The sequence below is a fragment of the Schleiferia thermophila genome, from assembly GCF_003337435.1.
In the GTDB taxonomy this organism is placed as follows: Bacteria; Bacteroidota; Bacteroidia; order Flavobacteriales; family Schleiferiaceae; genus Schleiferia; species Schleiferia thermophila.
In genome coordinates this window covers 46,857-66,928 of sequence record NZ_QPJS01000002.1, presented here as the reverse complement: position 1 = coordinate 66,928, position 20,072 = coordinate 46,857, and the positions used below count along the sequence as shown (strand labels likewise).

The window sequence follows — 20,072 nt, the reverse complement described above, 5'->3', positions numbered from 1 at the left end:
CATTGACTGTGGTGGTCATATTTTTTTGCCTGCTGACTGCTATATTTTTGCCCGATGAAACCGATGTTGTTAAGAACTATGGATCCAAACGCGCACAAAAAAGCGAGATTGGTCAATAGGCTCAGCAGAGAAGAACTGCTCAAAAAACTTGAAAATGAAAATTTCAGGCGAATAACCTTGTCTTTTTATAAATATGTGCTCATCGATGACCCTAATTCCCTGCGCGATCGTTTGTTTTCCATGTGGAGCCGGCTCAACTGCCTTGGCAGAATTTACGTGGCACGAGAAGGCATCAATGCACAAATGAATGTACCCGAACATCACTTTGATACTTTCAAAAAAGAGCTGTACTCCATTCCAGAGTTTGAAAACGTGCCCATTAAAACAGCCATCCAAGATGACAATAAGTCCTTCATTAAACTTACTGTAAAGGTAAGACCGAAAATTGTAGCGGACGGCCTGGACGACAATGCCTTTGATGTAACCAACGTCGGAAAGCATTTATCTGCCAGCGAATGGAACCAGATGATGACCCTACCCAATGTGAAAATTGTAGACATGCGCAATTTTTACGAAAGTGAAATAGGGCATTTTGAAGGTGCTATTTTGCCAAAGGCCGAAACCTTTCGTGAAGAGCTACCCGAGGTGCTAAATCTGCTGAAAGGCAATGAGGATGCACCTGTATTGCTTTACTGTACGGGAGGAATACGTTGCGAAAAAGCCTCCGCCTATTTAAAACACCATGGATTTAAACATGTCCATCAGCTTCATGGAGGCATTATCGACTACTATAGACAAGTAAAACAGGAAAATCTTGAAAATAAATTTCGAGGTAAAAATTTTGTATTCGACAATCGTTTGGGGGAGCAAGTGAGTGAGGAGGTCATTGCCCATTGCCATCAATGCGGTAAACCTTGTGACACGCATCGAAATTGTGCCAATAAGGCTTGCAATATTTTGTTTATCCAGTGCGATGAATGCGCAGCTCGGTTCGAAGGGACTTGCTCGAAAGAATGCCAAAAGGTCCTGCACCTACCTACAGAAGAACAAAAGAAAATTCTGCAACAGGTAAAACAAAAAAAGACCTTTATGCGATACCGGCGTTGGAAACCAGAGTGTTCCTAATCCGAAATCAAAAATCTCATAACGTCTAAAGCCTGAATTCTCCATTAGGCGGGAATACATACTTTTGCCCACGCCATTTAATTTTCCAGGTTGGTTTTATCGGAATTTTATAACGTTGAAAACAAAAAAATAGCTGTACTGGGTGGGGGCAGTATGGCTACAGCTTTAGTAAAAGTTCTAAGCGAGAACAATGAAACCGTTTTCTGGTGGATGCGCAATCAGGAGGTCATAGAACACATCCAAAAATATGGACATAATCCCCGCTACTTAAGTAATGCAGAGCTCAATACCGAAAACATCCACATCAGCCAAAACATTGATGAGATTTGTGAACTGGCTGATATCATCATACTTGTAATTCCTTCAGCCTTCCTGCGCGATGCTATGGAAAAGATAACGGTAGACATTTCGGAAAAAATCATCTTTTCATCCATCAAAGGCATTGTGCCGGGAGTCAATATGATCGTAGGTGAGTATCTCAATGCTGTCTTGAACATACCGCTTGACAATATAGGCGTAATAGCCGGCCCGTGCCACGCTGAAGAAGTTGCCTTAGAACGACTCAGCTATCTGACATTAGCCAGCATCGATATGGAGCATGCCTATGTGCTGGGGTCCCATTTGAGCTGCAGGTACATGCGCATACAGATCAGCGACGACATTTACGGTACCGAATATGCAGCCGTACTAAAAAACATATATTCCATAGCTGCAGGCATTTGTCATGGTTTGGGCTACGGCGACAATTTTCAAGCTGTATTAGTGAGCAATGCACTCAGAGAAATGAAGCGATTTATAAAAGCTGTTCATCCGATAAAACGCGATATAGCAGGCTCAGCCTACATGGGCGATTTACTGGTTACGGCGTACTCCCAGTTTAGCCGTAACCGGACCCTCGGAACCATGGTAGGAAAGGGTTACTCGGTCCAGGCAGCCATGCTTGAAATGCGCATGGTAGCTGAAGGCTACTATGCTACTGAGCTGATCAGGAACATCAAAAAAGCATACGATGTAAAAATGCCTATTGCCAATGCAGTGTATAAAATTCTTTACGAAGGCAAACCTGCTGCTAAAGTGATCGAAAAGCTTTCTAGAAAGTTCACCTGATAAGGACTAAACCTTTAGGCAATGTAATTTTCAGTATTTATTTTTTCATTACTTCAAAGCTCTTCATTCTATTTGCCTTGAATTTTTGAAGATTTTCCATATTCCAATATAGATAAAACATAATTGCTTTGTTTTAATGAAATTCATGTTGAAAATATTAATTGCACAAAAACAAAAACTCTTTAAGTAATAACATAACCCTGGATATTAAAAAATAATTCAAACAGTGTAACGATGCCAAGCTATACCTCTAAAAAATTGGGAGATATTTTTAAATATGTTTTTTTGATTTAAAGCTTCTTGATGTTATTTATTTATAAAAAATTAACAGAAATCACTTAGCAAATCCAAGTATTATTTTATTCTCATACGCTTGCTTGATAAAATGCACAATCGCTTCTTCGTTTTCTGAATAGGAATTGAAAAATTTTTTCAGCAGCTCTTCAATGCTTAATGGTCTTTGATGAAGAGCTTCTATAATTAGGTAGGCAAATCGATTTAATTCAGTAAAAATTACTTGTTTACTTTCAGGATGTCTATAAGCCAATAAGAAGTATTCACCCTTATGTTTCTTTTTAATTTTTCGGGGATGAAGTATATGTACTGGATATTGAAAATATAAAACTTGTATTTCAGGATTTAATACCACCTTATCTGTTGCAATGTTCCCTTTTTCTGAAAAGTTTGGAAAAGGTTGGTCAGGCATCATAAACATTTCTATTTCAGCCCATTCGAATAAAAGTAAATCAGATAAAAACGGATATTTCAAGCATAACTTGGTTTGATTTTGTATGATATAATCCATAAATTCTTTGGGCATTGCCCATACCTGAGGTGTCTGACATTTAAAGTGAGAAAAAAATTGATGTGTAAGATTCATCATCACCCTTTCACTTAAAAAATTTGTGGTAATAGGATATGCATTACTGATCCCGTCATAAATAATATTAAAAATTAATTCTCTGTAATAGCGTATACCCTGCACTTTAATACCATCTAAATGGGTTATTATGGTTTGATCACCAGTTCTTGTAAATTGTGCCAATAAGGATTGCTGTCTTTTTGTTTTTTCCTTAAGATACATGTTCCTTTTCTTTTTGTAAGGATTTATTGTACAGGCGTTTTAATTCATTGATTTCAGATTGAATTTCTTTCAAATCAGGAATATTAAAATCTCGCTCCAACAACACCGGAATAGGCTTTTGTAACCATTTAAGCGAAAATTCAAAAAGGCGATATACCGGATTGATGATTGGTTCACTATGTGTGTCTATAATTAAGTTATCATCTACTTGTAAATGCCCTGCCATGTGAATATATGCAATTTTATCTCTGGGAAGTAAGGTGATAAATTCTACAGGATTAAAACCATGATTAAAACTATTGACATATATGTTATTTACATCGAGTAGTAGTTGACAATCACTTTCTTGTACTATTGCGTTTACGAAATCAATTTCTTTCATTTCCGCTGCTAAAGGCGAATAATAACTTACTATTTCTAACACAAGCGGGCGTTCAAGTATATCTTGAACACTTTTTACTTTCTTGACTACATGTTTTACTGCATCTTCAGTAAATGGAACAGGTAAAAGGTCATATAAGTGAGCGTTGTCGCATTTTGAAAAACTTAAATGTTCTGAATAAATTACTACGTTATTACTATCTAAAAATGTTTTCAGATCTTTTAAAAACTTAAAATCAAGTTCATCTGGACTTCCGATGGACAAGGAAAGGCCATGAGTGAATAAAGGATAGTCCTGTAATTTTTTATCAAATAATTTTTTCCAATACCCACCTACATTCATCCAGTTTTCTGGGGCTACTTCTATGAAATCAACACTTAATGAATCAGGATTATTTTCCCATTCTTCTGCAAAGTCTTTTCTATAACCGACACCGATCATAGTTTTAATTTTTTTAACAGTTCTTGTTTTTGCATAATAATATCCTGTTCATCTATATTTAGATGTTTTTCAATTTGATGTTTGATATATTCATTTATTAAGGAGTTTTCCTTAGTATATATTTTACATGATTTGCAAATCATTATATGATAATTGCTAAGCATTTTCTCGTACCATTCGAGTTCCTGAATCTCAGATTTATGTAAGTATCGGGTATATTTTCGGCAGTTAATCATTTGTAACTTTTAATTTTGATTGAATGCAAACTTTTAATTGTAATTTACTTCTATGCAATATCTGCCATAAATTATCTTTGGTTATATTACAGATCGTACAAATTTCTTCTGTCTTTTTGTTTTGATAGAATCTCAACAGGAGTACTTGTTTACTTTGGTCTTTCAGTTTGTTAATACAGAATTTTAAAAAATTTATAATTGCCTCTTCGCTGTTTGAACTGATCCATTCTTCTTTCCATTGCCCACCTCTCTTAAACAACTTTTCTTCTAAGTTTTCCTGAATCATTTTCTTTTCAATATTTTTTTCTCTAAAATACATCGATATTTTGTGATTTAAAATGCCAAAGATCCAGGTTTCCATGGAGGATTTTCCTTTGAATGTAGACAGACTTTTGTATGCAGATAAAAATGTCTCTTGGACTATGTCTTTAGCCGATTCTTTATCTCCAACCTGAATACAGGCATGTTTGTAAAATTTTTTATAATGAAGATTAATGATGTCCTTGAATTCGGTATGTATATCCTTGTTGATAAGTTGATTCATAACGGTATGCAACTTTGAAATGACCCCTGAAAATTTTCAGGGGTCAGTTATCAGTTTTTACTTAGGCTGTTCAGTTGTTTTCTTTTCCCCACATTTAGCTTCTCCGCATTTGCCCTCTTTTGTTTTTGATTTGCTCTCTCCACATTTAGCTTCTCCGCATTTTGCCTCCTGGGTTTTTGATTTTGATTCACCACATTTACCCTCGGCGCTTTTTGATTTTTTCTTGGAGACTTCTGATTTACTTTCTCCACACTTCAAATCATTTAACATTTTGGATAAGTTTCCATAGTGGATGAGCCCTGAACGAACCTCAAATCCTGAACCAAGTATCGAGATTTCAGGATTTGCTGGATTGGCATTAAGATTACTTAAAGCTGCTAATGATAGGGCGGCAGCTGCTCCTCTAAGAAGATTTTTTCTTTTGGTTTTCATACTTTTTGGTTTTTAAGGTTAATTATAGATTTACCGTTTATATAGTTGCTGTTTTGTTTAATTCCTGACAAAAAAATACGTTCCAAGCAAAATTTTTTTATTGCATTGAATTGCAGTAACCTAAAACACTTTTGACATCTGAAAATGTCCATTGCGATTAAAATACCTTGTTTGAATGACTCACGATATAGATTGCCTAAGTAATATCCGACCTCAGATACTAAATCTTTTATTACAATGTGTGCTGAAATTATCTGGTTTTGGCTTACCAGAAATCTATACTTATAGTATATATGATATTTACGAACTAAATCGTTTGGTAATTTTTTAATGTTGATTGCAATGAGACTTTTCATATTTAAAAAATTTGGGAGAAGTTCTTTTTTACTCATTCACTGAATTTTCCGCAACAATTCAGAAAAAGTTTACTTCAAACATCTAAGTACATTTTAGATTGCTCTTCGATTGAGCATTTATAAAAAATATATGTAAGATCTCTACTTATGGTTATCTGAAACATCCTGTCTATCATTTTCCAATAGAAATTAAATTTAAGTAATTTGATTTTCAGCCTTTTCATTTTAAATTTTGTTTATTTGTATATTAATAATAATTTTTTAAAAATAATTTGATACAAGCATTATATTAGTTTTTTAGAGATAATAATCGGAAAATGTTAATCTTTAGCTCCTCTTTTTCAAAGAATGGTTGGGAGCAAAAATTTGAAGTGCAGAACAAGATTACATCATCTTCAAATGATTTTGTTAATTCCTTTTTGTCTTCATCAAGATAATTTTTTTGTATAATGAGCGGAAAGTAATAGAATTTAGGAATTGAAAGAAGCTCCCTTCGTATTTCATTATCCTCACTGGAGCTAATTACATAAAGCCCTGTGAATGGTTCTGATTTTATTTCTTCTGATAAACTGATGATTCCGGGCTCAATAACCATTTCATTATATACATCATCTGTACATAACCAAGTCAGTATTTTTTCCGGAAATACTTCGAGATCTTTCTTTTTTGAAATTTTTGCATAAAAATTTATCAGTCTACCGGCTTCTATATTTTCACTTATTACAGGTAGTGGTTCTATATAGCCTTTTGTAGCTCTGAAACTCAAAAAATAATCATTTTCCCAAAGATGTTTTATGATGGCCGATATTAGTCTGTCGGTCTCATTTAAATACAAGGTATCGTTTGTGAATTTAAAAAGAGTAATGAGCGCTTTAAGCATTGATAATTGGTCCGCAAGAGCCTCTGGATGATCGTAGTTAAGTACATGCTGATATAAACCTCTATTTTTTACATAATTGTTCATCAGCATATTTATAATGTTAGCTGATTTTTCCAGATATGTATTATCACCTGTATATGCATACAAATAGCAATAACTTTCAGCCAATTTAGCATTGCCTTCTGTTGTGATTGTACTGTCTATTTCAGGAATTCCCAAAGAGATTCTTTCTTTATCGCTAAATTTAAAGAAATTGGTACTTTTTACACCTTTTACAAGGTCAGCATCTTGTGCATTGCTGTAGCCCCACGAATCTTGATGTTTTAAAAATCTTTCGTTGTAATCTTTTATTTTGATAGCTGCGTCCAGATATTTTTTATCATCGGTAATGTAATAATACCATAGATACATTTTAATATACCGTGCCTGAACTGATAAAAGTTTTTCATAATGTTGATGGATCCAATCGTTGTGTGTTGAATATTGAAAGATTCCTCCCCATACGGTATCCAAAAGATTCAGGGAGTTAGGAAGTGTAACAGTTAGCCATTTTTTAAAAATTGTCTCATTTTGATGGTTTATGGCGTACTCAAACATTTCAAAGTCCAATGATTTTTGCGGTGATTTAAATCCTCCGTTTACTGTGTCAATTAAAAGGTAAAGGTCTTCTTTTATTTTTGACAGGTTATTTCCTGAACTTTTCAATATGTTCTTTTTCGATGCATAATGATTTGTACCACCATTTTCCTTTATATCTTTCAAGATGGATAAAAATTCATAAGCTTCAATGTAACCAGCTTCCTTAAACACTTCCTGTGCATCCGAATTAAATATTATCGTTGCCGGCCAGCCATACTCCCTGTATCTATTGGCCAAGTCTGGTCTTTTGTCATGATCTTCGTAGCAAACTATAAAATGTTTGTTTAGATAATTAATAACTTCAGGATGTTGGTAAGTCTTCTCTTCCATCACATGACACCAATGACACCAATTAGCCGCAAGATGAAGAAGAATGTATTTGTTCTTCTCTTTAGCTTTATTCAAAGTGGCAACATTAAAAGGCTCCCATTTTATTTTTTCGATTTGCTGACCTTTTGATGATATGGAGAAAGCGATGACTAATATCATCAGTGCCGTTATTCTCATAATGTTTCTCTTGTGTAATGCTGCTATACTTACGATTAAAGATTACAGAAAGTAAATGAGGTCGAATAATTTTACTGAAATTAACTAAAGATTAATAAATGTTTTAGAAATCAAAGCGCGAATTCTATTTTAAAAAGATTAAGTAATGGATAATCAAAAGAATAACAGTTCTGTCTTTTAAAGATATCTTTTTATTGCTTTGGATCCATATTCGAAAATACCAGCCCTGTGTGCAAACAGAGCCGAAGAGGTGCTATCATTAAAGGTATTAACCTTTTCCAGCGACTGGTCGACTGTTTTTAGTCTCCAAAAATTATTCATTTCAGATCTCGGTGATTCTATGAAAACTGTCAAAGGATTCAATTAATGAACTTTAATATGTGTGTAGTCTTCGGTTTTCTTACATTCCTCTGTAGATTACAGCTCATTGCTTTATGATCATTAGATCAATGATGTCTTACATGTGTTTCTGTAGTGACTTATGGACATAAATTTAAATTGGCAGAAAATCTGTAAGTGATGTAATTTATTTAGTTGAAGAATTTGTCTTGAACTACGGGAAATTTTGTCTTTTTTACTGACTATTTATGAAATATATACAGGGTATTTTAAAATTGATATACTGGGTGATTTAAAAGCAATCTTACAATTGACACTTTATCATTTACAGAAGCGATTGGGTAACCGAAAAACTGGAAACACTATTTATTAATACTAATTCATTAAAAATTTTTTAAAATAATGATAATGAAGTGGGTAACCAATTCAATACCTTTTATTGCATCACGTGTTTCCGGTGAGCAACACTGTATGATAAGCACAAGAATACATAACAAAAACACAGTTTAAAAGACTACAAAATAAATCAACGAATAATGTTCAAAAAAAGTGAACATTAAATTTGATCAGCAACATGATTTATATCTTTAAGAGCTCATTTCTGATTCGGTTTTTTTACAGCTTGATTCTAAAAGTAATACTACCAGACTGAAATTACAAAAAGTTTAAGCAGTTTAATTACTGAATCCAACTAAAAAATATTATTTTAATAAAAGTTGAACATTGTACTATTTCAAATTAAAATTTAATAATTCTGCCTTTTTTTGACATAAAATAAATAAAAATTAGAAACAGGACAATTTAGATCAAAAAAATATTAAACTGAAGGTTTTCTACAAGATTTTTGCATCTTGGTTATTCAATTCGTTTTGAAATGTGTGGCATTTCCGGATTCATTGATTTCACTTTAGATAAAGAGGAGGCAGTTAAATGTATTTTCCACATGATTCAAGCCCAACATCATAGAGGGCCGGATGACCGCGGATATGCTAATCCGGCACCTGGTGTATGGCTTGGTCACAATAGACTTGCTATCATAGATCTTTCATCGGATGGTCATCAGCCCATGAGCAGGGCGCATTTTACCATTACGTTCAATGGCGAGATTTATAACTATCTCGAAATTAAACAGGAGCTTTTATCCCATGGATATAAGTTTACGACCTCGTCTGATACAGAGGTTATCCTGCTTTCCTATGCCCATTGGGGTGAGCGTTGTGTTGAAAAGTTCAGGGGAATGTGGGCGTTTGCTATCTGGGACGACCGTCGGAAAATGCTTTTCTGCAGCCGCGATCGTTTTGGGATCAAACCTTTTCATTTTATCGCAAATAAAGATTGCCTCTATTTTGCCAGCGAAATTAAAGCCTTGAAAATCAGCAGAATTTTTTCTGATGAAATCAATCAGCATCAGCTCATGCGCGATGTACAGCTTGGTTGGTCCGTGTATTCGGATGAGACCCATTATAAAGTCGTAAAACAATTAAAACCAGGACATAATCTTGTTTACAGCCAACAAGAAGGGATTAACATTTATTCTTATTACACGCTTCAGAAAAAGGAATTTGCAGTGACTGAGGCAACAGAACTCTTTCGTCAATACTTCTTTGAGAGCATCAGACTGCACATGAGGGCCGATGTTGAGATTGGCAGCACCTTCAGCGGAGGTCTCGACAGTTCTGCAGTAGTTTGTGCTGTACACTATTTGTACCAACCAAAGGGATTTAAAACCTTTACAGTTTGGTACGAAGAGGCTGATGAAAGAGTGCATGCTTCAAAAGTATGGCAAGCGTATCCCTCCATCATTCCGTACACTCTAAAACCTGATGGAGAAGAAATTGTCCATGCCTTTGTTCAAGCCAGTCATCAGTACGACGCACCGGTTTCCGGAAGCTCCTATCTGTCACAATACTTTGTCATGAGGCTTGCACATCAGAAAGGAATTAAGGTTTTGCTCGACGGGCAGGGGAGTGATGAGTATTTGATGGGTTATCCGCACTCACTTTACCGCTTCTTTGCCACAGCCATCAAAGCAGGACGGTTGCACTTGTTTTTGGCCGAGCTCAATAATTTCAGAAAAACACAAGGCTGGGGTGGGAAAAAAATTCTGGATCTCCTTGTCAAAACTCTGCTGAGTACTTTCTTGAGCGAGCAAGTACTATATTCTCTAGAATACAAACATTTCTATCCCAACGCTTTCGGTAAGCATCTGAAAACAAATTTCAACATGAGTTCATCAGATGCTGAGCCTTTGCGAAATTTCAGCTGGCATCTGTTGTATAGCACCATACTTCAAACACTTCTGTTTCACGAAGACCGCAATTCAATGGCTTTCAGCATCGAAGCCCGAGTGCCATTTCTGGACCACAAACTTGTAGAACTGGTGTATTCATTACCTGCAGATTTTAAAATCAGAGATGGATACACCAAATACATCTTGCGAAAGGCATTGGCTGATATCATGCCACCCGAAATCACCTGGCGGGCCGACAAAATGGGATTTGTAACTCCTGGTGAGATCAAGTGGCTCAGAAATCAGCTTATCTGGTTGCTGAATGAACCGATGAACATTCCACAGATTGACCAAAAAATTTGGCGTAAGGAAAAGAAAAAATTCCTGCAAGGTCACAACCATCATGCCCGCTGGATATGGCGGGTTGCCTCAGCCAATTATTGGTACACATACTGCCGTAAGCCAGCCGTTGTTTAATTGTCGTAACTTTGTGGCAGTGAAACCGGATCTCAGATCGCTCAGCTCCGATAAGCTGTACCAGTATATTGCCTCTCTGGGCGAAAAACCTTTTCGCGCGCGCCAGATTGAGTCCTGGCTGTGGCAGAAAAACTGCACGGACTTCAGCCAAATGAGCGACCTGCCAAAATCACTTCGCGAACGCATTTCTCAGGACTTTGCCATACATCCGGTTCAAGTAGACCAGATTCAGCGCAGTGTCGATGGCACGATTAAAAATGCGGTTCGTCTACCGGACGGGATGGTGGTGGAGAGTGTTCTTATTCCTACTGATACCCGAATTACTGCGTGTATTTCAAGTCAGGTTGGATGCAGCCTTGATTGCAGATTTTGCGCTACTGCCCGGTTGAAGCGCATGAGAAACCTTGACCCACAGGAAATCTACGACCAGGTCCTGACAATTCGTCAACAGGCCGAATATTACTTAGAAAGGCCACTGACCAACATTGTATTCATGGGAATGGGGGAACCACTCCTCAACTATAGCAATGTACTACGTGCTATCGATCGCATTACTTCGCCATCTGGCCTAGGCATGTCGCCAAAGCGCATTACACTCAGTACCGTGGGGATCGTTAAAATGATTAAGACACTTGCAGATGACAATCCCGGTGTAAAACTCGCTGTTTCCCTGCATTCGGCCATAGAGGAGGTACGAAGCCGCATCATGCCCATCAACCGAACCAATGACTTAACCTCTCTCACCGATGCTCTTCAGTATTGGTACTTCAAAACCAGGAGTAAGGTCACTTTCGAATATGTTGTTTGGAAAAACATCAACGACCGTGACGAGGATATTAATGCCCTGGTAAAGCTCTGCAAAAAAATACCCTCTAAAGTCAATCTGATTGAATACAACGCTATAGGCGATCCAAATTTTGAGCAAGCCGAACCCGAACGAATCAATGCTTATCTGACAGCCCTTGCACATCACGGCATCGTAGCAAAAATTCGCAGAAGCCGTGGTAAAGACATTGACGCTGCATGCGGACAGTTGGCCAATAAAAACGACGTAGCGCCTGAAATCCCTAAAAAAAGAATTCCTGAAACACTGTGAGCAGGGCAAATTGTAAAGAAAAGCTCTATATTCAAAAACCTGGCTAACCAAAAAGGATTCTATATTGATTTTTCAATTTCCTAATTACCTTTGTCTAAGTATTAAAGTAAAGAAAATCATGAAAAAAATTGCGCTCTTCTTCGCCATTGCAGCTCTTCCTCTACTTACATGGGCTACTGAACCCGAAAAGAAAAAAGAAAAAGAGGGATGCAGTACCGAAAAAGTTGAAAAAAAAGGTTGCAGCTCTGAAAAAGGTGAAGCTAAAGCCTGTTGCAAAAGCAAAAAACCAGCTTGAATTTTATTCAGTTTTTTCCATCTAAAAACCGGCCACATGGCCGGTTTTTGTGCTGTTTAAGAGCTGACAAACTCTCTTTTTGCATGTTTATTGCGTTGAGGCAGTCGTCCAATACGACTCAGGACCATGAAAAAATTTTTATATCTGCTGCTCATTCCGTTTGCTTCGTGTAAGATGCAACTGGATTTACCCCAGGATTTCGAACAAAAAGCTCCGTATCAGGAGGCATCAAACAGGCAATCGTGGCCATTTAAGCGGACGGTCAGAGCAGGAGATTTTATGGCGACCAATCACAAACGAGGTTTCACCGACACCTATCAATTTACATTTATCAAACGATACGCCGGGGCAAAAGAACGTTTCAGATTTGTTCTTCGTGAACAGCAGGCACCAAGAGACACTTTGGCTATGGTATTTTCCTTTGCTCGTATTAAGCAGGAAAATTTACCAATGGTATTTGATATTGTTATAAAGTATGAAAATATATTTACCACTAAGGTAATCTATTACAATGATGATGGTCGAAAGGAAGAATGGGATTTAGTGCTTAATGAACCTTACATGTACATCAATCCAAAAAATGATAAAGCCATTGGTCAGATAGCAGGTCCGGGATTGAGATATTATTCGGTCGAAGGTATTCATCACGTCCGAAGACCTTCGGGTCGTCGCTATTGGATGACCAGGCCGGCAGGATTTGCTATTTTAAAAGAAGGGCAAATCGTGGCAGCAACCTATGTAATCAACAAAGGGGGTCTTTATCTCGCGTCGGACCTGGATAAGAAAGAAAAAGAATTGCTGGCGGCTTTTTGCTTTGCACTGATGCTCAGGCGTGATCTCAGAGATTCCAACCCTGCCTTGGATTGATAAAATCCTAATGGTTATCTTATTTTGCAGGTGAGTACTGTTGTCACTCTTTTACTTCTTCATAATCAATATACTCGCCTGAAGTATTGGAAGTCCGGATACGGTCGTTTGGATTGTAAATCACTTTTATATCGTTTTTAGTAGCATTTTTAGTCTTATTGGGCTCTTTACCATAAAAACCCTGGAAAAATGGTGCTACAAAATATTTGTAGACAACAATTAAAAGGTAAGTGACTACCAGTAAGATGAGAAAAAACCTCAGCATGACCAATATAATTTTATTATCTGCTCAAATATAAGTTTCGTTCAGAATAAACTTTTTTAAACATTGGGTCGCGAAGGTTTTTGATGAAATGGATGGCCTCCCCGGTAGAACGCATTTGCGGTCCAAGTTCTTTGTTTACATTCGGGAATTTATTAAATGAAAACACCGGGATTTTTATCGCATAGCCATCCAGCTGTGGTTTGTATGTAAAGTCAGATACTTTGTTTACCCCAAGCATAAACTTTGTTGCATAATTCACATAGGGTTCTCCATACGCTTTAGCAATAAAAGGAACTGTTCGGCTGGCCCTGGGATTTGCCTCGATTACGTAAACCGTGTCATTCTTTATAGCAAACTGCACATTGATGAGTCCTTTTACTTTCAGAGCTTTTGCTATGGTAATGGTATGTTCGCGGATCTGTTCGATAATCAATGGCCCGAGATTAAAAGGTGGCAGCACAGCATGACTGTCGCCGGAATGTATTCCGCATGGTTCAATATGCTCCATTATACCGATGATATAGACATCTTCTCCATCAGCAATGGCATCGGCTTCGGCTTCTATGGCACCGTCCAGGTAGTGATCGAGCAACACTCTGTTTCCGGGAAAATCTTTAAAGAGCTCTACCACGTGGTGTTCCAGCTCTTCTAAGTTGATTACTATTTTCATCCCTTGCCCGCCAAGTACATAGCTCGGACGCACCAGCATCGGGAAGCCGAGCTCTTCAGCAACTTCATAAATCTGATCCGGATCGGTGACTACATCAAATTTGGGATAAGGGATTCCGAATTCGCGAAGCAGGTTAGAAAATTTGCCCCGGTCTTCAGCCAGGTCGAGCGATTCAAAACTGGTGCCTATGATTGGAACTCCGTACCGGTGTAACTTCTCAGCGAGTTTCAGGGCTGTTTGTCCCCCAAGCTGAACGATCACTCCTTCGGGTTTTTCGTGGAGGATGATTTCGTAAATATGCTCCCAAAATACCGGTTCGAAGTAGAGCTTGTCCGATATATTAAAATCAGTAGAGACCGTCTCCGGATTGCAGTTGATCATAATGGTTTCATAGCCGCATTCACGGGCAGCCAATACCCCGTGTACGCAGCAATAGTCAAATTCAATTCCTTGGCCTATGCGGTTTGGACCACTTCCAAGTACCACTACTTTGGGCCTGGCGGATACCTTGCTATCGTTTATTGCCTGAAGTGTCCCCTCGGCTGTGAGTACAGGCATTTCAAATGTTGAGTAGTAATAGGGCGTTTTGGCAGTAAATTCTGCCGCGCAGGTATCGACCAGCTTGTACACCCGTTTAAAGTTGTACTCCATTCGTTTGTTAAAAACTTCACTTTCCAACCTTCGAAGCATATGAGCAATCTGCCTGTCGGCAAAACCTTTTTGCTTTGCCTCAAAGAGCAGTTCGGGAGGAAGGGTTTCTAATGTGTATTCTTCTATTTTTCGCTGAGTTTGTACCAGATCTTCAATCTCGCGAAGAAACCATTTATCGATTTTGGTGACCTCATGAATTTTGCGCAGAGGAATCCCCAGCTGCAGGGCATCGTATATCACAAATATTCTGTCCCATGATGGGTGGGCGAGTTTTTCAAGTACCACATCTTGATTGGTGAGCCCTTTTCCGTCAGCACCAAGTCCATTTCGTTTTATTTCGAGGGATTGGGCGGCTTTATGAATAGCTTCCTGAAAGCTTCGTCCTATGCCCATTACTTCTCCAACGGACTTCATTTGCAATCCAAGGCGACGGTCTGCACCTTCAAATTTGTCGAAATTCCATCTGGGAATTTTTACTATTACATAATCCAGTGTAGGTTCAAAGTAGGCCGAGGTTTCACCGGTTATTGGGTTGGCCAGTTCCGTCAGATGATACCCAAGAGCAAGTTTAGCAGCTATCTTGGCAATGGGATAACCGGTAGCCTTACTGGCCAGTGCCGATGAGCGCGACACTCTGGGATTGATTTCTATGGCCACAATGTCTTCTTTTTCGTCGGGGCTCACAGCAAATTGTACATTACAACCTCCGGCAAACTTTCCCAGGCTCCTCATCATGCGAATTGCCATGTTGCGCATTCGCTGATAGGTACGGTCGCTCAAAGTCATGGCTGGGGCCACAGTGATGGAATCACCTGTATGTATCCCCATGGGATCAAAGTTTTCAATCGAACAGATGATTACGACATTGTCATCGTTGTCTCGCAGCAGCTCTAGTTCGAATTCTTTCCATCCCATCAGCGCCTTGTCGATCAATACTTCGTGAATAGGGCTTTCTTCCAAACCTCTTTTTAGCAGATTGTCAAAGTCTTCTTTGTGGTATACAATAGAGGCCCCCGAGCCACCAAGTGTAAAAGAAGGTCTGATGCAAAGCGGAAATCCAAATTCCTGCGCTATCTCTTTGCCTTTTAAGTAGGAAGTTGCGATTTTCGATGGAGCGTAGGGAATTTCCAAATTATCCAGAAATTGCCGAAACTTTTCACGGTCTTCAGTGATATGTATCGCATCGATGTCTACACCTATGATGCGTACTCCATACTCGCTCCAAAGACCTTGTTTGTCCGCTTCTATGCAGAGGTTGAGTGCCGTTTGGCCTCCCATAGTGGGCAATACAGCATCGATATGCCTCTCTTTGAGAATTTGTTCCAGGCTTTCCACCGTAAGTGGAAGCAGATATACATGGTCAGCTGTCACTGGATCCGTCATGATGGTAGCCGGATTGCTGTTGATCAAGGTGACCTCCACACCCTCTTCACGCAGCGACCTGGCCGCCTGAGAGCCGCTGTAGTCAAATTCGCAGGCCTGACCAATGACTATTGGCCCTGATCCTATGATCAACACAGATTTGATACTGGGGTCTTTTGGCATTTTTGCTCTGGGATATCTTGGAAAAATGATGTGCTAATAGGAAAAAAAAAAGGTGTTACCCGACGGCAACACCTCTGCAACGTTTAATGGTCAGTTTATGCATTAACCTTTGTAGTAAGGTTCGTCGGATACAGTTAATTTCTTGCGGCCGCGGGCTCTCCTGGCTGCCAAAACTCTGCGTCCGTTAGCAGTGCTCATGCGCTTGCGAAAGCCATGCTTATTTACCCTTTTGCGATTGGATGGTTGAAAAGTTCTTTTCATCTCTGTAGCTGTTTAGTATTCTTTGTCTAACTCTGCCTTCGATTCACCTCCCGGATATCGGCCTGCAAAGGTAACTAATCCTCAACAATCAGCAACTTGTCAACGAAAATTAATTTTTACTTTAGTTTCAATCGACTGCAGAACTAGCTGTGGACGTTTACACCATACGGCTCTTTTTCCAAATAATCTCACAAACCCTTAATAAACAAAAAGGCTCCGTCTGAAATTTTACATATCATATTTGTTGCTACATTTTAAAATCTCAACTACCCGGTAATGAAATTTTTTTCACTCTCACTATTGATTTTCGCCTTATCTGCGACCTATGCGCAAAATGCCGAGCAGATTATCCGAAAAATGGAGGAGAAAATGCGTGGCGAAAGTGCCGAGCTCGAGATGCGGATGCAGATCATTCGACCTCGTTACACTCGTATCATGCAGATGAAAACATGGGCCAAAGGACAAGACTACAGCCTGGTAATCATCACCGACCCGGCGCGCGACAGAGGCACAGCCTTTCTGAAGCGAAAAAAAGAAATCTGGAACTATGTGCCCAATGTAGACCGTACCATCAAACTACCTCCCAACATGATGTCGCAAAGCTGGATGGGAAGCGATTTTACCAACGATGACCTGGTACGCGAAAGCTCAGTAATCGACGATTTTGACCAGCAGCTTATGGGCACCGATATCATCGATGGCACCGAATGCTTTGTACTCGAGCTCATTCCCAAACCGGGCTCATCCGTCGTCTTTAGCAAGGTTAAAGTGTGGATCGGCAAAGAAGACTATCTGCACCGCCGAAGCGAAAACTACGGCGATAAGGGAGAACTGGTCTCTGTGATTCAAAACAGCAACATTCGTAACCTCGGAGGCAGAATGATCCCCACCAGAATCGAAATCATCCCTCAAGGAAAATCCGGTCACAAAACCGTAATCGAATACCTCAATGGCCAATTTAACCGCCCCATCCGCGACGACTTCTTCAGCCTTCAAAACCTTAAAAACTTCCGGTAAATGCACATCATGCCGCGAGGCAAAATCCCTCTCCATCTGCTTTTGCACCTGGCCGTCAGAAATCTGCTTCGCTCCAAAAAACGCTCCCTTATCACCATCTCAAGTGTTTTCTTCGCCGTACTTCTGGCCCTCATCGCCGAAAGCATCAACGAGGGATCCCACGAATCCCTCATCGATACAACCGTAAAACTATCGACCGGATACATTCAAATTGCAGACACGGCCTACCTGCGCACCCCCTCACTCGACCTGGCCATACCCTGGAACCGGGAAATTCACCAGCAACTTCTGCAGTTGCCCTTCCCTGCACACTATGTTCCGAGAATTCAGAACTTTATGCTCGCTGCAGGCGAGCGCAAAACCTCAGGTTCCCTCGTTCAAGGCATAGACCCCGATGCAGAAGACCGCTTCAATGGCCTGCGCTCCAAAATCATTCGAGGGGCCCTGTTCGATACCAAAGGAGGAGCAGTCCTTGGCCGCGAGCTGGCCGACTACCTGCAGCTTGATGTAGGCGACACCATCGTCCTTATCGGACAAGGCTTTCAAGGCTCATTGGCAAGCGGCAAATATCACATCGCAGGCATCGTGAAACTCAACATCAAAGAGCTAAACAAAATTACCGTATTCCTGCCACTAAACCAGGCACGCGAGTTGCTCGACATGCCATCCCTTGTCACCCATGTACTCGTCGAGCCCCTGAAAAGTGCCCATACCCAAAAATTAGCTCACGCCATACAAGCCAAATTTTCCACCGAAGGCATCACCGCACTCACCTGGCAACAGTTACTCCCCGAACTGCTCCAGGCACTGGCATTCGACACCATATCAAACCGAGTGCTTCTCGGCATTCTGTACGTCGTGGTAGGCTTTGGGATCTTCGGTACAGTACTCACCATGACCCTCGAGCGCACCCGCGAATTCGGCATCCTCATCAGCATCGGCATGAAGCGTCGGGCACTTGCCTACGTCCTGGCCATTGAAACCTTTTTTCTCGGCTTATCCGGCGTATTGGCGGGCATTATCGTTGGGTTACCCGTTTTGCTTTACATGAAGCACCACCCCATACCCCTCGGTGGTGATTTGGAAGCCATAGCCGACGATTTCGGCATCGAACCCATGCTCTATTTTTCTACACACCCTTCCATCTTTGCAGGTCAGGGACTGGTCATTCTGCTCATTTGCTCTTTTATCGCTCTGTATCCCTATCGATATGTCAAGAAACTAAATTTTCTAAAAGCAGCCAAAGGTGAATAAACCAATCCGTAGAAAAATCACACTTTCCGACCTTGCACTCCTGACCTCAGTAGCCTACCGCAACATCTGGCGAAACAAAAGCCGCTCACTTACCCTCATGCTGTCTGTGGCCCTGGGCCTGGCCGGAGGTATGATAGCCATCAGCATGGGACAAGGCATGATTGCCCAGCGATTCAAAATCGTGATAGAAAAAAATTTCAGCCACCTTCAGATACACCATCCCCGCTGGGCAGAGCAGTTGGAGACCCGATACACCATTTCTGACATAAGCACTGTCGATTCCATCCTGCGCTCCCAGCCCGACTATGTGAGCCATTGCCTCCGTACCATCGCCACAGGTATCATCCAGTCCCCTACCTACTCAGGAGCCGTACAAATCAGAGGCATCGACCCCGCCGACGAAAGCCGGGTCACCGGCTTTGACCAGCTCGTCGTCGAAGGCAATTACTTGTCCCCTGACCATCCAATGCAAGTGCTCATCGGACTCCGGTTGGCCGAGCGCCTTGGAGTAGGCCTTGGCTCCAGGATAGTACTCACCTTTACCGACCTCGACTACAACGTCATATCCTCTTCATTCCGCGTAGGAGGTATTTATCGATCCATCAGCACCCAATACGACGAACGCAACGTCTTCATCCAGCGTTCAGACCTCAATCAGTTGCTCGGCCTGCAAGACCAGTCCCACGAAATTGCTGTCATCTTCACCGATGAGCAAAGCGCCGTATCCCTGGAGCCAATACTCTCACAGGCACTCCCCAACCTCCTGGTTCAGAGCTGGCGCCGGCTTTCTCCGGAGCTCGTTTACCTGCAGGATGTCGGCAGTCAGGTCTTGTATATATTCATCATCATCATCATGCTCGGTCTGAGCTTTGGCATACTCAACACCATGCTGATGATTGTCCATGAGCGCACCCACGAACTCGGAATGCTCAAAGCCATAGGACTCAACAAAACCCGCACCTTCCTGATGCTCCAGATAGAAACCCTCGCCATGACCCTACTCGGAACCTTCACAGGCCTTTTACTCGGCCGCCTGATTCTTTGGCCTCTGATGGGAGGCATCGATCTGAATTTTTTATCCGATGCCCTGGCAGCCTTTGGCATACCCACAATAGTTTATCCGGTCATAGGTCCGGATTTTTACCGAAACGTACTCCTGTTGGTCTTTACCTTTTCCTTTCTGGCCAGTCTATATCCTAGTTGGAAGGCACTTCAAATAAATCCCTCCGATGCAGTACGAGTACAGTAGCATCCCATTTTATTTTTTGGGCGTGCCCCCGCCCGTCGGCCACCTTACAGTGGCCTTACCGTGCGGGGTCGGGCTGCTCCGGGGTACGCTTCGCTCCCGTGCTGCGCACCGCCCTGTGGGCGC

Annotated in this window: 18 protein-coding genes; 9 read left to right on the top strand and 9 right to left on the bottom strand. The window is 40.6% G+C overall.

All coding sequences use genetic code 11. The annotated features are described in order from the left end of the window. Positions 1 to 54 precede the first annotated feature (54 nt). On the top strand, positions 55 to 1,125 hold the full coding sequence (gene trhO, locus DES35_RS05440; protein WP_235183090.1) for an oxygen-dependent tRNA uridine(34) hydroxylase TrhO: 1,071 nt from the start codon (positions 55 to 57) through the stop codon (positions 1,123 to 1,125). A gap of 90 nt (positions 1,126 to 1,215) precedes the next feature. Then, a complete protein-coding gene (locus tag DES35_RS05435; protein ID WP_260429779.1) occupies positions 1,216 to 2,232 on the top strand; it encodes an NAD(P)H-dependent glycerol-3-phosphate dehydrogenase in 1,017 nt (338 codons plus the stop codon). 334 nt (positions 2,233 to 2,566) lie between these two features. On the opposite strand, the gene DES35_RS05430 is transcribed toward DES35_RS05435, so the two are convergent. The 6 genes from DES35_RS05430 to DES35_RS05400 all read right to left on the bottom strand — a co-directional run bounded on the left by DES35_RS05430 (position 2,567) and on the right by DES35_RS05400 (position 7,733). Continuing rightward, positions 2,567 to 3,316, bottom strand: a complete 750-nt coding sequence (locus DES35_RS05430; protein WP_114366068.1) for an HvfC/BufC N-terminal domain-containing protein — start codon at positions 3,314 to 3,316, stop codon at positions 2,567 to 2,569. Continuing rightward, positions 3,306 to 4,139 carry an HvfB family MNIO-type RiPP peptide maturase gene (locus DES35_RS05425; RefSeq protein ID WP_114366067.1) on the bottom strand — a complete coding sequence of 278 codons (834 nt, stop codon included), beginning with the start codon at positions 4,137 to 4,139 and terminating at the stop codon, positions 3,306 to 3,308. The genes DES35_RS05430 and DES35_RS05425 overlap by 11 nt, the downstream gene beginning before the upstream one ends. A 228-nt stretch (positions 4,140 to 4,367) precedes the next feature. Beyond that, positions 4,368 to 4,919 carry a sigma-70 family RNA polymerase sigma factor gene (locus DES35_RS05415; protein ID WP_037360310.1) on the bottom strand — a complete coding sequence of 184 codons (552 nt, stop codon included), beginning with the start codon at positions 4,917 to 4,919 and terminating at the stop codon, positions 4,368 to 4,370. A 57-nt stretch (positions 4,920 to 4,976) separates the two neighbouring features. Then, positions 4,977 to 5,351, bottom strand: a complete 375-nt coding sequence (locus DES35_RS05410; RefSeq protein ID WP_114366065.1) for an HvfA family oxazolone/thioamide-modified RiPP metallophore — start codon at positions 5,349 to 5,351, stop codon at positions 4,977 to 4,979. Next, the gene (locus DES35_RS05405; protein ID WP_114366064.1) at positions 5,348 to 5,743 is read right to left on the bottom strand and encodes a hypothetical protein; all 396 of its coding nucleotides are present in this window, start codon (positions 5,741 to 5,743) and stop codon (positions 5,348 to 5,350) included. Before DES35_RS05405 ends, DES35_RS05410 begins: the two co-directional genes overlap by 4 nt. Before the next feature lie 253 nt (positions 5,744 to 5,996). After that, on the bottom strand, positions 5,997 to 7,733 hold the full coding sequence (locus DES35_RS05400; protein ID WP_051889422.1) for a DUF255 domain-containing protein: 1,737 nt from the start codon (positions 7,731 to 7,733) through the stop codon (positions 5,997 to 5,999). A 1,213-nt stretch (positions 7,734 to 8,946) separates the two neighbouring features. Here DES35_RS05400 and asnB point away from each other — a divergent pair. The 4 genes from asnB to DES35_RS05385 all read left to right on the top strand — a co-directional run bounded on the left by asnB (position 8,947) and on the right by DES35_RS05385 (position 13,037). Next, entirely contained in the window at positions 8,947 to 10,779 is a 1,833-nt protein-coding gene (gene asnB / locus DES35_RS05395; protein WP_114366063.1) for an asparagine synthase (glutamine-hydrolyzing), read from the top strand. Between the two features lie 13 nt (positions 10,780 to 10,792). Then, on the top strand, positions 10,793 to 11,875 hold the full coding sequence (gene rlmN, locus DES35_RS05390) for a 23S rRNA (adenine(2503)-C(2))-methyltransferase RlmN (protein ID WP_037360401.1): 1,083 nt from the start codon (positions 10,793 to 10,795) through the stop codon (positions 11,873 to 11,875). Between the two features lie 118 nt (positions 11,876 to 11,993). Continuing rightward, positions 11,994 to 12,170: a hypothetical protein gene (locus DES35_RS11535; RefSeq protein WP_160172005.1), complete on the top strand. Its 177-nt coding sequence runs from the start codon at positions 11,994 to 11,996 to the stop codon at positions 12,168 to 12,170. 126 nt (positions 12,171 to 12,296) lie between these two features. Then, positions 12,297 to 13,037 (top strand): hypothetical protein, encoded by a 741-nt coding sequence (locus tag DES35_RS05385; RefSeq protein WP_037360302.1) that lies wholly within the window; start codon positions 12,297 to 12,299, stop codon positions 13,035 to 13,037. Positions 13,038 to 13,080: 43 nt separating this feature from the next. On the opposite strand, the gene DES35_RS05380 is transcribed toward DES35_RS05385, so the two are convergent. The 3 genes from DES35_RS05380 to rpmH all read right to left on the bottom strand — a co-directional run bounded on the left by DES35_RS05380 (position 13,081) and on the right by rpmH (position 16,429). Further along, positions 13,081 to 13,302 carry a hypothetical protein gene (locus tag DES35_RS05380; protein WP_114366062.1) on the bottom strand — a complete coding sequence of 74 codons (222 nt, stop codon included), beginning with the start codon at positions 13,300 to 13,302 and terminating at the stop codon, positions 13,081 to 13,083. 16 nt (positions 13,303 to 13,318) lie between these two features. Further along, complete coding sequence (carB, locus tag DES35_RS05375) at positions 13,319 to 16,168, bottom strand: carbamoyl-phosphate synthase large subunit (protein WP_037360297.1); 2,850 nt, start codon at positions 16,166 to 16,168, stop codon at positions 13,319 to 13,321. 102 nt (positions 16,169 to 16,270) lie between these two features. Continuing rightward, on the bottom strand, positions 16,271 to 16,429 hold the full coding sequence (rpmH, locus tag DES35_RS05370) for a 50S ribosomal protein L34 (protein WP_084180220.1): 159 nt from the start codon (positions 16,427 to 16,429) through the stop codon (positions 16,271 to 16,273). Between the two features lie 276 nt (positions 16,430 to 16,705). Here rpmH and DES35_RS05365 point away from each other — a divergent pair, with 276 nt between their 5' ends. The 3 genes from DES35_RS05365 to DES35_RS05355 are packed head-to-tail and all read left to right on the top strand — an operon-like array spanning position 16,706 to position 19,949. Beyond that, entirely contained in the window at positions 16,706 to 17,446 is a 741-nt protein-coding gene (locus tag DES35_RS05365; protein WP_037360293.1) for an outer membrane lipoprotein-sorting protein, read from the top strand. Beyond that, a complete protein-coding gene (locus tag DES35_RS05360) occupies positions 17,447 to 18,700 on the top strand; it encodes an ABC transporter permease (RefSeq protein ID WP_114366061.1) in 1,254 nt (417 codons plus the stop codon). Then, positions 18,693 to 19,949 carry an ABC transporter permease gene (locus tag DES35_RS05355; protein ID WP_114366060.1) on the top strand — a complete coding sequence of 419 codons (1,257 nt, stop codon included), beginning with the start codon at positions 18,693 to 18,695 and terminating at the stop codon, positions 19,947 to 19,949. Before DES35_RS05360 ends, DES35_RS05355 begins: the two co-directional genes overlap by 8 nt. Positions 19,950 to 20,072: the final 123 nt, after the last annotated feature.